At 67.1% G+C, this 14,211-nt stretch carries 12 protein-coding genes and 1 CRISPR repeat array; of the genes, 4 read left to right on the top strand and 8 right to left on the bottom strand.

The window, feature by feature from the left end:
- The first annotated feature begins 49 nt into the window (after window positions 1-49).
- A complete protein-coding gene (locus tag ABC728_RS17590; RefSeq protein WP_416620812.1) occupies window positions 50-1,015 on the top strand; it encodes an NAD(P)H-dependent flavin oxidoreductase in 966 nt (321 codons plus the stop codon).
- A 192-nt stretch (window positions 1,016-1,207) separates the two neighbouring features.
- Window positions 1,208-1,603 carry a DUF1801 domain-containing protein gene (locus ABC728_RS17585; RefSeq protein ID WP_416620811.1) on the top strand — a complete coding sequence of 132 codons (396 nt, stop codon included), beginning with the start codon at window positions 1,208-1,210 and terminating at the stop codon, window positions 1,601-1,603.
- A gap of 18 nt (window positions 1,604-1,621) precedes the next feature.
- Here ABC728_RS17585 and ABC728_RS17580 read toward each other — a convergent pair whose 3' ends face one another.
- From ABC728_RS17580 to ABC728_RS17560, 5 genes are all read right to left on the bottom strand, one after another.
- Window positions 1,622-2,404 carry a competence/damage-inducible protein A gene (locus ABC728_RS17580; protein ID WP_416620810.1) on the bottom strand — a complete coding sequence of 261 codons (783 nt, stop codon included), beginning with the start codon at window positions 2,402-2,404 and terminating at the stop codon, window positions 1,622-1,624.
- Between the two features lie 50 nt (window positions 2,405-2,454).
- A complete protein-coding gene (proB, locus tag ABC728_RS17575; protein WP_416620809.1) occupies window positions 2,455-3,612 on the bottom strand; it encodes a glutamate 5-kinase in 1,158 nt (385 codons plus the stop codon).
- Window positions 3,613-3,726: 114 nt separating this feature from the next.
- A complete protein-coding gene (locus ABC728_RS17570; RefSeq protein WP_416620808.1) occupies window positions 3,727-4,968 on the bottom strand; it encodes a hypothetical protein in 1,242 nt (413 codons plus the stop codon).
- Between the two features lie 35 nt (window positions 4,969-5,003).
- A complete protein-coding gene (locus ABC728_RS17565; protein WP_416620807.1) occupies window positions 5,004-6,023 on the bottom strand; it encodes an NAD(P)H-dependent flavin oxidoreductase in 1,020 nt (339 codons plus the stop codon).
- Between the two features lie 189 nt (window positions 6,024-6,212).
- The gene (locus tag ABC728_RS17560; protein ID WP_416620806.1) at window positions 6,213-7,448 is read right to left on the bottom strand and encodes an aspartate kinase; all 1,236 of its coding nucleotides are present in this window, start codon (window positions 7,446-7,448) and stop codon (window positions 6,213-6,215) included.
- A gap of 241 nt (window positions 7,449-7,689) precedes the next feature.
- Between ABC728_RS17560 and ubiG the strand changes: the two genes are divergently transcribed.
- Window positions 7,690-8,457 carry a bifunctional 2-polyprenyl-6-hydroxyphenol methylase/3-demethylubiquinol 3-O-methyltransferase UbiG gene (gene ubiG / locus ABC728_RS17555; RefSeq protein ID WP_416620805.1) on the top strand — a complete coding sequence of 256 codons (768 nt, stop codon included), beginning with the start codon at window positions 7,690-7,692 and terminating at the stop codon, window positions 8,455-8,457.
- A 54-nt stretch (window positions 8,458-8,511) separates the two neighbouring features.
- Here the strand turns inward: ubiG and ABC728_RS17550 are convergent, their stop codons facing one another.
- On the bottom strand, window positions 8,512-9,120 hold the full coding sequence (locus ABC728_RS17550) for a TetR/AcrR family transcriptional regulator (RefSeq protein ID WP_416620804.1): 609 nt from the start codon (window positions 9,118-9,120) through the stop codon (window positions 8,512-8,514).
- A 76-nt stretch (window positions 9,121-9,196) separates the two neighbouring features.
- On the opposite strand from ABC728_RS17550, the gene ABC728_RS17545 reads away from it, so the two are divergent.
- Window positions 9,197-10,108: an SDR family oxidoreductase gene (locus ABC728_RS17545; protein ID WP_416620803.1), complete on the top strand. Its 912-nt coding sequence runs from the start codon at window positions 9,197-9,199 to the stop codon at window positions 10,106-10,108.
- Window positions 10,109-10,336: 228 nt separating this feature from the next.
- Window positions 10,337-12,988: direct repeats of the CRISPR family, unit length 29 nt; unit sequence GGGTTCATCCCTGCCGGTGCAGGGGCAAC.
- A gap of 37 nt (window positions 12,989-13,025) precedes the next feature.
- Here ABC728_RS17545 and cas2e read toward each other — a convergent pair.
- A complete protein-coding gene (gene cas2e, locus ABC728_RS17540; protein WP_416620802.1) occupies window positions 13,026-13,334 on the bottom strand; it encodes a type I-E CRISPR-associated endoribonuclease Cas2e in 309 nt (102 codons plus the stop codon).
- Complete coding sequence (cas1e, locus tag ABC728_RS17535) at window positions 13,334-14,179, bottom strand: type I-E CRISPR-associated endonuclease Cas1e (RefSeq protein WP_416620801.1); 846 nt, start codon at window positions 14,177-14,179, stop codon at window positions 13,334-13,336. Before cas1e ends, cas2e begins: the two co-directional genes overlap by 1 nt.
- Window positions 14,180-14,211 lie beyond the last annotated feature (32 nt).

Raw genomic sequence — 14,211 nt, 5'->3', positions numbered from 1 at the left:
AATATCAATCAGCCGCCCTGAAGGCGCCCGACCGGAGGAACGACCGAAGATGCCCATCCCCAGCCTGTTCCAGGGAAAGCTGTCACTGCCCGTCATCGCCTCGCCGATGTTCATCGTCAGCTATCCCGATCTGGTGCTGGCCCAGTGCAAGGCCGGGATCGTCGGCACCTTCCCCAGCCTGAACGCGCGGCAGCCGGAATTGCTGGATGAATGGCTGGGCCGCATCACGGCCGAACTGGCCGGCTTCGGCGCCGACCATCCGGGCGCGGCCGTGGCCCCCTTCGGCGTGAACCTGATCGTCCACCGGTCCAACAGCCGCCTGCAGGGCGATGTCGAACTGATGGTCAAGCACAAGGTGCCCCTGATCATCACCTCGGTCGGCGCGCCGGTGGGCATCGTGGAGGCCGTGCATTCCTATGGCGGGCTGGTCTTCCATGACGTGACCAACATCCGCCACGCCCGCAAGGCGCTGGAAGCGGGCGTGGACGGGCTGATCCTGGTGGCGGCCGGGGCCGGCGGGCATGCCGGCACCACCTCGCCCTTCGCGCTGCTGGCCGAGGTGCGCGCCTTCTTCGACGGTCCCATCGTGCTGGCCGGCGCCATTTCGACGGGTACGGAGATTCGCGCGGCGGAGGTGCTGGGCGCCGATTTCGCCTATATCGGCACCCGCTTCATCGCCACGGCAGAGGGCAATGCCCCGCCGGAATACAAGCAGATGCTGATCGACCATGCCGCCGCCGACATCGTCTATACGCCCATGTTCAGCGGCATCCCCGGCAACTACCTCGCGCCCAGCGTCGCCGCCGCCGGCCTGGACCCGGCCGCCATCACGGGCGGCAAGGCCGACCCCAACCTGACGATCGAGGATTGGTCGAAGAAGAAGGCCTGGAAGGACATCTGGTCGGCCGGCCAGGGCATCGGTTCCATCCACGACGCCCCCACCGTCGCCGACCTGGTGGACCGTATGAAGGCCGAATACCGCGCGGCCGCGGCCAGGCCCGCCCCCTTCGCCTGATGAAGGCCAGACCGGACATGCCGGCCGGCCCCTGGCCGCCGGCACCGAAGCGCAGGAGCCCGCATGGCGGATGACATCCCCGGAAACGCCGGTAGCCCCGAACCGGGGACCGGCAGGCCACGCAGGCGGCAGCCGCGCCCCGCGGCGTCAAAATCGGCCCCACCCACGGCACCAGCGGACGCGGCCGGGGGCGTGGTCCTGCTTTCGGGCGGCAACCCGCAAATCGCCAAAGGGTATGGCGATGAACCCGTCCAGCGCTATATCGCCGCCCTGCCCGGCTGGAAGGCCGGGGTGGGGCGGCGGCTGGACAGCCTGATCGGACAGACGGTCCCCGATGTGACCAAGGCGGTCAAGTGGAACTCCCCCCTTTACGGGGTGGAGGGGGCGGGCTGGTTCCTGGCGCTCCACAGCTTCACGAAATACATCAAGGTGACGTTCTTCCGCGGGACCTCGCTGGACCCCGTGCCGCCCGGCACCTCCAAGCACCCGGAAACCCGCTATCTCGACATCCGCGAGGGGCAGTTGGACGAGGCACAGTTCGTCGAATGGGTGCGTCAGGCCAGCCGGCTGCCGGGCGAGAAACTGTGACATCGCCGCCCGGCGGGATCAGGACGAGGCCTGGTCGCCGGTATCGCCATACCCGTCCAGCACCACCGGGTCGCCGCCCAATCCGCGCAGCAGCACGGTGACGGCCGTGACGGCCGCTTCCAGCGCCGCCTCATCCGTGGCGCGCAGGACCAGCGCGGTGGACACCTTGCCCTGGCGAAAGGCCGGGTAGGACCCGATATCGACGCCGGCATGTTCCACCGCCAGCCCGCGCAGGCCGTCGGCGAAGGTGCCTTCCGGCACGCCGGAAAGGACGGATCTGGTCCTCACCACGGGGCCACCCACCAGCCGGTCCCCGATGCCCGTCAGCATGGCCTGCATGATGATGGGCACGCCAGCCAGCACGAAGACATTGCCGATCTGGAAGCCCGGCGCGGTCGACACGGGATTATCGATCAGCACGGCACCGTCCGGGGTGTTCGCCATGCGCATCCGCGCCTCGTTCAGCATGCCGGTGCCGGCATAATGCGCCTCCAGCCGGCGCGCAGCCTCCGGATGGCGGATCAGGGGCAGGCCGAAAGCCGTGGCAACGCATTCCGCGGTGATGTCGTCATGCGTCGGGCCGATGCCACCGGTCGTGAAGACATAGGTGTAGCGGGCACGCAAGGCATTGACGGCGGCCACGATCTCCGCCTCCTCGTCCGGCACGACGCGCGCCTCGCGGAACCGGATGCCCAGCCCGCCCAGATATTTGGCAAGGAAGGCCAGATTGGCATCCTGGGTACGGCCGGACAATATCTCGTTGCCGATGATCAGCAGGGCCGCCGTGGGCGCGTCGGTCATTTTCCTGGAACTCCGGTTCTGGGGACGGCAGGGATTATAGCGCCACGTGATCAGCCAAGCACCAGATCGTCGCGATGCACCATCTCGTCGCGTCCGCGATAGCCCAGGACGGCCTCGATCTCCGCACTGCGCCGGCCGGCGATGGCGCGGGCGTCGCCGGCGGCATAGGCCGACAGGCCGCGCCCCATCGTGTGCCCGTCCGGCCCCCGGAGCAGCACCAGATCGCCACGCTCGAAATCACCCTCCACACCGCGCACGCCGGCCGGCAGCAGGCTGCCGCCCTTCAGCAGGGCGGCCACGGCACCGGCATCCAGCACCAGCGTGCCCAGCGGCTTCAGCGCCCCGGCGATCCAGCGCTTGCGGGCCGTGCGGGGCTCGGCCTGCGGCACGAACCAGGTGGCCAGTGCGCCCCCCTGCCCGGCAGGCGTCAGCAGCGCCGACAAGGGGTTGGTACGCTGGCCCATGGCGATGGCCATGCGGCAACCGGCCGCGAGCGCGATGCGCCCGGCCACGATCTTGGTCACCATGCCGCCGCTGCTGTATCCCGGCGGCGGCTCGCCGGCCATGCCCACGATTTCCGGCGTGATCTCGCGCACCAGGGGGATGTGCCTGGCGTCCGGGTCCTTGCGCGGGTCGGCGGTGTACAGCCCATCGATGTCCGACAGCAGGACCAGCGTGTCGGCGCTGATCATCTGGGCCACGCGCGCGGCCAGCCGGTCATTGTCGCCGAAGCGGATTTCGGCCGTGGCCACCGTGTCATTCTCGTTGATGACGGGCACGGCACCCAGCTTCAGCAGGGTTTCGATGGTGGCGCGGCCGTTCAGGTGGCGGCGGCGGTCTTCCGTATCATCCAGGGTCAGCAGCACCTGCGCCACCGTGATGCCGTGGCGGGCCAGCGTCTCCTGATAGGCATGGGCCAGGCGGATCTGGCCCGTGGCGGCGGCGGCCTGTTTTTCCTCCAGCCGCAGCGGCCGGCCGACCAGACCCAGGTGCTCACGCCCGCAGGCCACGGCGCCGGAGGTGACGATCACCACCTCCACGCCGCGCGCGCGCAGCGCCGCGACATCGTCGGCCACCGAATCCAGCCATTCGCGCCGGATGCGGTGCGTGGCGGCATCCACCATCAGCGCCGACCCGATCTTGATGATCAGCCGCCGCGCCGAACCCAGATCCTGCGAAACCGCCGCAACCGCACCCATGGCAACCATCCTGGCAAGAGAGGTGCTGCCTTATGCTTTTCGGCAAGCCGGGCGGTCAATGCATGAAGGAATATTGCCGGTATGCTCGGGTGGCGGGCTTGGCGGAATGTTACAAGGCCGCCATCAGCCGGCCGGCCGCGGCCACCGTTCCCGCCAGACGGGATAAAGGGTGACGATATGGTCGATCAGGACCGGCAGCACGGAAAGAACATTGTCCATCCCGCCGGGATGCCTGTACCCGTGGCCGGTCCTCGCTATCGTCTGGCACCGGAATCCATGACCGATCACCGGGTTCACCTGCATGGCGAGCTCGTCCACGCAGCGCCTTCCGTCGGGATGCATCCTGAGCGGGCTGTAACAAAGCTCGAACTTGGGACGGTCGGCACCAATATTGACACGGAACAGGGGCTTGCGCTGCCTGTCCGGCGCATCGACGGTGAAGTTGATGCGCTTGCCCTGCGCCGGGTCCGTCACCGCCGGCTGACCGAACCAGGTGACCGGCATGTCCGGTCGGGCCCGCAATTCATCCAGGCGCGCCCGGATCACGGTCCGTTCGGCGTCGGTATAATCCCCCTTCGACGGGGATGGCAGACGCACCGGCAAGGGCTGCCAGCCGCGCAGGATCTCCGCCGCCGCCGGCATCATCCGGCGCCAGGACCGGCTGAATTCGTGATGGAAGTCGATGGCCTCGCGAAATGCGCCGAATGAAGCGGCCTCCTGTTCCCAATCCGACCATGTATAGTTGCCCGGATCATGGAGCATGCTGCCATCCTGCATGCGGAACACCTGGATGGCCTCCCGATCGACGCCGGACAGGTGATCGGGCATGTAGCGCAGGAAGGGCCGCAGCTGCGCGGTCGCCTCCAGACCCGGTTTCGCGCCGATACCGGGATGTCCCCTGCGGTTCAGCCGCCGGTCCTCCGCCCGGATCAAAAGACAGCGCGGCGTCAGCATGGCCGCGGTGAAGGCTCCGTCGAAGAATGCCGCGGGGTCGGCCAGGAAGGCATCGCCCCTGACCAGGGCGGTGACGGGCAGCACATGCTCATCAACCTGACCGCGATCATCATATGGCAGGGACAGCAGCCATTCCTCGTCCCGAAGGGACATCAGCCGCCCCTGGGATATGAATAGGGGCGGCAGCATCAAGCTGACCGCGCGCACGATCTCCTGTATCCGCTGTGCGGGGTTGCCCACCCGCCCTGCGGGGGCGGTGAAGACGGCGAACGCCGCCTCGGCCGCCTGCATCATGGCTGCCCACATCGCACCGGGAACCGGGCTGCGGGCACGCTCCAGCTTCGTGCCTGCATCCGGCAGTTCCCGGCGGACAATGTCCCTGACGACATCGGACGTGAAGGCGGGCGGCATGCGATCCGGTTCTCCCAACGCAGGTGTCAACCGTGTCAGGCTGCCTGCCCACGGGCCTGCAGCGCCGCTTCGGCCTGGGCCAGCAGGTCGGCCAGGATATCGGCCACGGGCTGCTCGCGGGTCACCATCCCCACCGACTGCCCGGCCATCAGCGACCCGTTTTCCACATCGCCGTCGATCACGGCGCGACGCAGCGCGCCGGCCCAGTAATGCTCGATCTCAAGCTGGGCCTGCTTCTGGTCCAGCTCACCCGCGTCGAACCGGGCGATCACCTCGCGCTGCTTTTCCATGAAGCGCTTGGTGCCCTCGTTCTGCAGGGCGCGGACGGGGATCACGGGGAAACGGCTGTCCAGCGCCACCGACGCGATGGCCTCGCGCGCGCTGCCGCGGATGAAGGCCTGCTTGAATTTCGGATGCGCGCGGCATTCGGTGGCACAGACGAAACGGGTGCCAAGCTGCACGCCCGCAGCCCCCATCTCCAGATAGGACAGGATCGCTTCGCCCCGGCCGATGCCGCCGGCCACGAAGACGGGCACGTCACGGATTTCCGGCAGGATCTCCTGCGCCAGGACGGAGGTGGAGACGGGGCCGATATGGCCGCCGGCCTCGCTGCCTTCGATCACGATGGCATCGGCCCCGCTGCGGACCAGCTTCCTGGCGATGACCAGCGCCGGGGCGAAGCACATGACCTTGGCCCCGCCATCCCTGGCCGCCTTGATCGCGCCGCCGGGCGGCAGGCCGCCGGCCAGCACGATATGGCCCACCTTCTCCTCCAGGCAGACCTGGATAAGCTGGTCGAGCTGGGGGTGCAGCGTGATCAGGTTGACGCCGAAGGGCTTTTCCGTCAGCGCCTGCGTCGCCTGGATTTCCGCCCGCAGCAGGTCGGGCGGCATGGCGCCCGACGCGATGACCCCGAAACCACCGGCATTGGAGATGGCCGCAACCAGATTGCGATCCGACACCCAGGTCATGGCCCCGCCCATGATGGCAAGGTCGGTGCCCAGATAGTCCCGGCCCCGCGACCAGAGCTGATCGAGGCGTTGGCGTGCGGTCATGGCGGCGGGTCCCCAGAAGTCGAAATCATTCGGTCGGCTTCACTACCGTTCGTGGCGACCGGCGGTCAAGGGGAAGCAGGCGAGAACGGGCCGCAGGCCGGTCCCGAAGCGCAAAGGGCCCGTCCACGACCCGCCAGGGGGGGATCGTGGCCGGGCCCCTTCAGGAAGGAAGGGCGTCACCGGGGCCGGTCAGGCCTTGTCCAGCCCATAGGCCGTGTGCAGGGAGCGCAGGGCCAGTTCGGTATATTCCTCGGCGATCAGCACGGAGACCTTGATCTCGCTGGTGGAGATGACCTGGATGTTGATGCCGCGGTCGGCCAGCGCCTTGAACATGCGCTGGGCCACACCGGCATGGGAGCGCATGCCCACGCCGATCACCGACACTTTCACCACATTGGCATCGGCCGCCAGCCGGCGATAATTCAGGTCGGCCTGGGCCTTCTCCAGCACCTGGACCGCGCGGTCCAGGTCGGCCTTGCCGACCGTGAAGGTCATGTCGGTGGTGCGGCCATCCTCGGACACGTTCTGCACGATCATGTCGACATTGATGGCGGCATCCGTCAGGGGGCCGAAGATGGCGGCGGCGACGCCCGGCCGGTCCTCGACGCCCAGCAGGGTGATCTTCGCCTCGTCCCGGCTATAGGCGATGCCGCTGACCAGTTCCTGTTCCACGATTTCATCCTCGTCCACAACCAGGGTGCCGGGAAGATCGGAGCCCGGCGCCTGTTCAAAGGTTGACAATACCTGCACGCGCACATGGTGCTTCATGGCCATTTCGACCGACCGGGTCTGCAGGACCTTGGCGCCCAGCGACGCCATTTCCAGCATCTCCTCATATGTGATGCGGTGCAGCTTGCGCGCCGTCTTCACGATGCGGGGGTCGGTCGTATAGACGCCGTCGACATCCGTATAGATGTCGCAGCGGTCTGCATTCAAGGCGGCGGCCAGCGCCACGGCGGAGGTATCGGACCCGCCGCGACCCAGCGTGGCGATGCGGCCCTTCTCCGTCACGCCCTGGAAGCCGGCGACGACGCCGACCACGCCCTTGGACATGTTGTCCGACAGGGAGGTCGTGTCGATCCGCTCGATCCGGGACTTGCCGTGCGTCTCGTCGGCGATCAACGGGATCTGCCAGCCCTGCCAGGAACGGGCGGGGATGCCGATCTCCTGCAACGCGATGGCAAGCAGCCCCGACGTCACCTGCTCGCCCGAGGCGACGACGGCGTCATATTCGGCCTGGTCGTGGACCTTGGCGATCTGGCGGCAATAATCGACGAGCTGGTTCGTCACGCCCGACATGGCGGAGACGACGACCGCGACCTCGTGCCCGGCATCGACCTCCTGTTTCACCTTTTTGGCGACATTCTTGATCCGCTCGATATCGCCGACCGAGGTGCCACCGAATTTCAGGACTAGCCGCGCCATAACGCCATTCCATCAAGGGTCAGGGTAATTTTCGTAAAAGCTCCGGTGCCGGAGCGGGCTATCCATAACCCCGCCGGCCCGGACCACGCAAGCCGCGCCACCCCCCGCCGGCCGCACTGCACCCATGAGAATGGCGCCAATCATATCCCCGCTGCGCTCAAATGTGCCCCGCCCCATTGTCCGCGCGACAGGACGGCCCACCTTTGCTATGCCAGTCACGCCCTTTTCCGCGAGGAGAGCCATGACCGCCGCGACCGCCACCGACAGCCCGCCGGGCCGCACGACCGTCGATCCCGCCGAGATCGAGCGTTTCAGCCGCATCGCAGCCGAATGGTGGGACCCCGCCGGCAAGTTCCGGCCGTTGCACAAGTTCAACCCCGTGCGCCTGGCCTGGCTGCGCGACGTGATCTGCAAGGCCCATGGCCGCGACCCGCACGCCCCCCGGCCGCTGCAGGGGCTGCGCATCATCGATGTGGGATGTGGCGGCGGGCTGCTGTCGGAACCGCTGGCCCGTCTGGGGGCCAGCGTGACGGGCATCGATGCGGCCGAGAAGAATGTGAAGACGGCGGCGGCGCATGCCGCCGAGACCGGTGTGGATGTCGATTACCGCGCCGCCACGGCGGAGGATCTGGTGCAGGCCGGCGAACAGTTCGACGTGGTGCTGGCCATGGAGATCGTGGAGCATGTCGCCGATGTCGACCTGTTCCTGGGGGCGGTTTCCGCCCTGGCCCGGCCCGGCGGCCTGGTCTTCATGGCGACCCTGAACCGCACGGCCAAGGGCTGGCTGCTAGGTATCGTGGCCGCGGAATACATCCTGCGCTGGCTGCCGCGCGGCACGCATGACTGGAAGCGTTTCCTGAAGCCATCGGAACTGACCGGCGCCCTGCGCCGCACGGGCGTGGAGGTCCGGGAACTGACGGGCGTGGCCTACAACCCCATTTCCGACCGGTTCAGCCTGGCACCGCGCGACCTGGATGTTAATTATATGCTGTGGGGCGTGCGGGGCTGAACACCCCCCACCCCCACCCCAACCCCCTGGCCCCACCCCCTGGGGTATCAGATTTCAGCCTCCGATTTCAGCCTCCAGCGCGTCGAACGCATCGTTCAGCATGTCGACAAAGGAACGCCGGCCCCCTTCCCGGCCGAAGGTCTCCGTTGCCAGGCGTATCGCGCCCATTGCGAGCATGGCGACCAGCCGGAGCCCGGTTTCCCGGCCCGGCGCCGGCCAGCGTTCGCGCAACGCCGTGAACAGGGCCATTTCCTGCTGGACGTAGCTGGCCTGCTTGCGCGCCTGCACGGCCTCGCTTGAGCGCATCAGCCGGTCGATGGCGATCATGTCATCGGTGGGAATGAGCGCGCAGACCTTCACCGTGGCCTCGCGTATCGCCTCGATGGGCCGCTTGCCGGGCGCCACCTCCCGCAGTGCGGCGACAATCATCTCCCCCGCCCCGCTTTGCAGGGAGAGCAGGATTTCGTCCTTCGATTTGAAATAATGGAAGAAGGTTCGGCGGGAAATTCCAGCCGCAGCCGCGATCTCATCCAGCGTGGCGACGTCATAGCCCTTTTCGATGAACAGACGGATCCCGGCATCGGTGATGCGCTGACGGGTCTGGCGCCGCTTGCGTTGCCGCAGCCCCTCACGGGGAGAATCCGTTCCAGCATCCACTTTCATCAGGCCAGCCTCTTGAATTTGCACTGAGTGCAATTATTATTTTACACCAAGTGCAAATTTTGGAGAAGGCAGGATCATGCCAGGCTGGACCAATGCGGATATTCCCGCCCAGACAGGCCGCTCGGCCGTCGTGACGGGCACGGGCGGGCTGGGGTTCCAGACTGCCCGTGCCCTGGCGAAAGCCGGGTGCGGGGTGGTCGTCGCGGGCCGCAACCCCGACAAGGGGGCGGCGGCCATCGCAGCAATCCGACGCGAGTTGCCGGACGCGGCCGTCCGGTTCGAACGGCTGGACCTTGCCAGCCTTGCATCCGTGCAGGATTTCGCCGCGCGGCTGTGTGGACGTCAGGACAGTCTCGACCTGCTGATCAACAATGCCGGCGTGATGGTGCCACCAAAGCGGCAGCAGACGGAGGATGGCTTCGAACAGCAATTCGGCACCAATCATCTCGGCCATTTCGCGCTTACCGGTCATCTCATGCCTCTGTTGCGCAGGGCAAGGGATGCGCGGGTGATCACACTGTCCAGCATTGCGGCCCGCAAGGGCCGCATCGATTTCGATGATCTGGACGCACAGCGCCACTACAGACCGATGCCGGTATACAGCCAGTCGAAACTGGCCTGCCTGATGTTTTCCCTGGAACTGCAGCGGCGGTCCGTGGCGGCAGGGTGGAACATCGCCAGCATCGCCGCCCATCCGGGGATTTCGCGCACCGACCTTTTGCACAATGCGCCCGGCCGCTGGAGCGGTGTCGGCATGATGCGATCCCTGCTCTGGTTCATGTTCCAGCCGGCGGCGCAGGGGGCCCTGCCGGCCCTGTTCGCCGCCACATCGCCGCAGGCAGAAGGCGGCGGCTATTACGGCCCCGACAGGATGAACGAGACCAGGGGCTTCCCCACCCTGGCGATGATCCCGCCACAAGCCCTGGACCCGGTCGCTTCAGCCCGCCTGTGGGAGGTTTCCCGGCAGATGACCGGGGCAACCTTCTGAGACACCGGCGCCCCGCTTCAGCGGCAGCCCGCACGGCGCAGCATGTCATCGACGAGAATGGGGGTGGCGGCCGACCCGTCCCGTTTATCCGTGTCCGTGCGCGACAACCGCGTCGCTGAAAATCCCCAACGGTCGGGCGCAGGCAATAAGGTCGGGCGAAAGCTGCGCGACCCTTGCGATCATCAGGCCCCGTGCTCTCCCCGAACGCATCCACCTGCACGATGCGCAGGGGTCATCCCTGCCGGTGCAGGGGCAACCTGGCCCTGCGCCTGGTCGATACCGGGGCGGAGGGTTCATCCCTGCCGGTGCAGGGGCAACGCCGCATCGAGGCGCTGCGCCGCGCCACGCTGGGGTTCATCCCTGCCGGTGCAGGGGCAACCCGGTGATTGTCGGCAGTGGGTCCATGGGGTCGGGTTCATCCCTGCCGGTGCAGGGGCAACTTCCGTCAGCGCCGCACGGCGCCAGCGGACCAGGGTTCATCCCTGCCGGTGCAGGGGCAACGGATCTTCCACTGCCGCCCCGCCCCATTCGACGGGTTCATCCCTGCCGGTGCAGGGGCAACAGGCGGCGCGCGATGTCGCCCTTGGCCGCTGGGGGTTCATCCCTGCCGGTGCAGGGGCAACTGGCAGCGGCCGGGCACAGTGCGCGGGGGCAGGGGTTCATCCCTGCCGGTGCAGGGGCAACAGGCCAGGGCATTCAGCCCGCAGGCGGGACACGGGTTCATCCCTGCCGGTGCAGGGGCAACGCATGGCCCGCGTGCTGGAAAGGCTGGCTCAGGGGTTCATCCCTGCCGGTGCAGGGGCAACTTGGTCAGCGTGAAGCCGGTGCCCCCGTGCGGGGGTTCATCCCTGCCGGTGCAGGGGCAACCCGGCGCCGGCGAGTTCGCGGTGCTGGTCCTGGGGTTCATCCCTGCCGGTGCAGGGGCAACCCGCATAGTTCAGCGATGGGATCGGCGTGGACAGGTTCATCCCTGCCGGTGCAGGGGCAACTGCGTCGTCCGGCGCCACGGCTCGCTGAAATAGGGTTCATCCCTGCCGGTGCAGGGGCAACGTTTCCGACAACCGCGTCTCGCTGTCCGTGCAGGGTTCATCCCTGCCGGTGCAGGGGCAACCAGGCGGCGTCCGGGGCCGTCAGGCGGGGAAAGGGTTCATCCCTGCCGGTGCAGGGGCAACGGGGCTTCGGCCAGCACGGCCAGCCGGCGGACGGGTTCATCCCTGCCGGTGCAGGGGCAACGATGTCCAGTTCACCGTCCGGCCAGAAAGTCGGGGTTCATCCCTGCCGGTGCAGGGGCAACGCAGGGCCATGCTGCGGCGGTAATCATCCAGGGGGTTCATCCCTGCCGGTGCAGGGGCAACCCCCATACCTATCACTGGCGCTGGGGGGCGGAGGGTTCATCCCTGCCGGTGCAGGGGCAATGCCTGTTGCGCCGCGCCCGTGTCATTACCCTGGGGTTCATCCCTGCCGGTGCAGGGGCAACTGAAAATCGTTCCGGAATTCGACGTGGGAATTGGGTTCATCCCTGCCGGTGCAGGGGCAACGGACGATTGCGCGCAACTTGGGCGTTGGCAACGGGTTCATCCCTGCCGGTGCAGGGGCAACAACTGGGCGACCTGCGGCGGCAACTGCGGCAGGGGTTCATCCCTGCCGGTGCAGGGGCAACCAATTGCAGGGCGCGTTGAATTTCCAGAACAAGGGTTCATCCCTGCCGGTGCAGGGGCAACACCCTTGGCTTCTCCGACGAACTACAGGCGGGGGGTTCATCCCTGCCGGTGCAGGGGCAACCTCAGACCCACCAGCGGGAACCGCGCTTTGCAGGGTTCATCCCTGCCGGTGCAGGGGCAACCCATCTTGCCCCACTTCCTCCGCGGCCAGCAGGGGTTCATCCCTGCCGGTGCAGGGGCAACACGGATATGGCCAATGGCGCACGTTGGTCTATGGGTTCATCCCTGCCGGTGCAGGGGCAACGGGCGTGCCGGTCGTGCCAATATCCACGGTCGGGGTTCATCCCTGCCGGTGCAGGGGCAACGTTCGCATCACCAGTGCCGGCGACGATGACGGGGGTTCATCCCTGCCGGTGCAGGGGCAACGCGGGGCGGCGATGATCCGGCGGGCGACGGAGGGGTTCATCCCTGCCGGTGCAGGGGCAACGGTAGACTGCTTTGTCGAGGATTGCGACACCGGGGTTCATCCCTGCCGGTGCAGGGGCAACCCAGAGAAACAGCAACTCAATGCCCGAGACACGGGTTCATCCCTGCCGGTGCAGGGGCAACGCTCTGACGATATCATCGTCTCTGGCTACCGGGGGTTCATCCCTGCCGGTGCAGGGGCAACTGTTCGACCCGCTCCCGCGTCGCCCCTGTTTCGGGTTCATCCCTGCCGGTGCAGGGGCAACTTGAACAGGGTCGCGGCACTGAAGCGGCGCTGCGGTTCATCCCTGCCGGTGCAGGGGCAACCGGGAGCCAGGGGTGGCTATGCGTGGACGCTGGGGTTCATCCCTGCCGGTGCAGGGGCAACGATGACATCGCCGCCTTGGAGAAGGCGGGCATGGGTTCATCCCTGCCGGTGCAGGGGCAACGCTGATCTGGACCGGCTGGCGCAAGAGGTGTTGGGTTCATCCCTGCCGGTGCAGGGGCAACCAGCACACCCACGGGCCGGGCACGTCGCGCAAGGGTTCATCCCTGCCGGTGCAGGGGCAACTGCGCCTCTATCAGCCGCTGGGCATAGCCCGTGGGTTCATCCCTGCCGGTGCAGGGGCAACTCACGCCTGCGCCCGACGGCATCTATCGGACGGGGTTCATCCCTGCCGGTGCAGGGGCAACCATGGCGGGCTTTTTCATGGAGAATGCATCATGGGTTCATCCCTGCCGGTGCAGGGGCAACCTTGCTTCCAAGTTTTTGACCCAAAACGGCTTTCGTCTCAATCACTTTCCGTCATCTTCACCATTTCCATCAACGCATAATGCCCATCATAGTCGACAATGTCTCGTTTCGGGGCGCCCAAGCAGCGGAAGTCGATTTCCATCGGTTTCGACTTGTCCCGGTAAATCATGACGGCCTGTCCCTGCGGGTCCGACTGCCACCAGTTTTCCAGGATCCGCCAAATGCGGTCGCGTGAGCCTGCATCCAGGTCCATCGTCACATAGACGCCCGGATGCACGTTCAGCATGGTGGACCGCAGGAAGCCGTGGAAACGGTCGGCGGTGGCCGACAGGCAGATGACGATCATCAGGCCAGAAGCTCCTTGATATCCGTGATCACGGTATCGATGAAGTCCTTGTCGCGGACATGGCGCGACACCGCGCGCCGGCACAGCCGGTCCAGTGTCTCGCCCGGGCGGTCACGCTGCTGCCGCACGCAGGAAAACGCGATAGGCACCGTCACCGTCGTGCGGTAGAGGTCGCAGAGGTCCAGCACCCAGCTTTTGGCGCTGTCCTCATGCAGGAATCCCAGCGGTGGCAGGGTGCCGGTGGCCTGGACGGCGATGGCGACACAGGCTTCAACCGCCGTCACCGCATGGTTGATGGCCTGATTGGGGGCGTCGTCCCCCTCGGGATTGGCGCGATCGAAATGGCGGCCGCGCCAGATGATGCCGGCCTGGCCGGCGATGATCTCATAGGAACGCTTGATGCGCGCCGCCTCCATCCCGCGCAGGCTGTCCAGCGACGTGGTGCGCGGCGTCTCGCCGAAGCGTTTGGCATACATGCGCTTGGCCACCATCATGCGGGTGGTTTCCGACGCCCACCATGTCGCCTGCTGCCGGGCCAGCGTGCTGTCGCGCGCGAACAAGGGCGGGGCGGTGTACAGCCTTGTGCCGTCGGTACCGACGAAAGCCAGGCAGGTACCGTGGCCGGAACAATGGCGCACGGCGTCATGGGTGATGGAACTGCCGGGACCCAGCAGGATGGCGTTCAGCCGCTGATAGGGCAGTTCCAGCGTCTCGCCCTTCTCGGTGAAATGCAGGATCAGGCTGCCATTGTCGATCGACAGCGCGCAGCGCTCCACATAGATCAGGCCATTGCGGGATTTCTGCGGTATCCGCGCCTCATCCAGGCCCAGCCGTCCCTTCAGCATTCGCCTTGGCTCCTCTCGACATGACAGCCCGT

This window comes from Niveispirillum fermenti (assembly GCF_052474395.1).
Note: the sequence above shows the minus strand (reverse complement) of the source record. Positions and strands in the feature narration are given on the sequence as shown.

Excerpts from the sequence above, each read along its gene's own strand:
- ABC728_RS17590 (WP_416620812.1), top strand. The coding sequence starts at position 50 with ATGCCCATCCCCAGCCTGTTCCAGGGAAAGCTGTCACTGCCCGTCATC.
- ABC728_RS17580 (WP_416620810.1), bottom strand. The coding sequence starts at position 2,404 with ATGACCGACGCGCCCACGGCGGCCCTGCTGATCATCGGCAACGAGATA.
- proB (WP_416620809.1), bottom strand. The coding sequence starts at position 3,612 with ATGGTTGCCATGGGTGCGGTTGCGGCGGTTTCGCAGGATCTGGGTTCG.
- ABC728_RS17570 (WP_416620808.1), bottom strand. The coding sequence starts at position 4,968 with ATGCCGCCCGCCTTCACGTCCGATGTCGTCAGGGACATTGTCCGCCGG.
- ABC728_RS17565 (WP_416620807.1), bottom strand. The coding sequence starts at position 6,023 with ATGACCGCACGCCAACGCCTCGATCAGCTCTGGTCGCGGGGCCGGGAC.
- ABC728_RS17560 (WP_416620806.1), bottom strand. The coding sequence starts at position 7,448 with ATGGCGCGGCTAGTCCTGAAATTCGGTGGCACCTCGGTCGGCGATATC.
- ubiG (WP_416620805.1), top strand. The coding sequence starts at position 7,690 with ATGACCGCCGCGACCGCCACCGACAGCCCGCCGGGCCGCACGACCGTC.
- ABC728_RS17550 (WP_416620804.1), bottom strand. The coding sequence starts at position 9,120 with ATGAAAGTGGATGCTGGAACGGATTCTCCCCGTGAGGGGCTGCGGCAA.
- ABC728_RS17545 (WP_416620803.1), top strand. The coding sequence starts at position 9,197 with ATGCCAGGCTGGACCAATGCGGATATTCCCGCCCAGACAGGCCGCTCG.
- cas2e (WP_416620802.1), bottom strand. The coding sequence starts at position 13,334 with ATGATCGTCATCTGCCTGTCGGCCACCGCCGACCGTTTCCACGGCTTC.
- cas1e (WP_416620801.1), bottom strand. The coding sequence starts at position 14,179 with ATGCTGAAGGGACGGCTGGGCCTGGATGAGGCGCGGATACCGCAGAAA.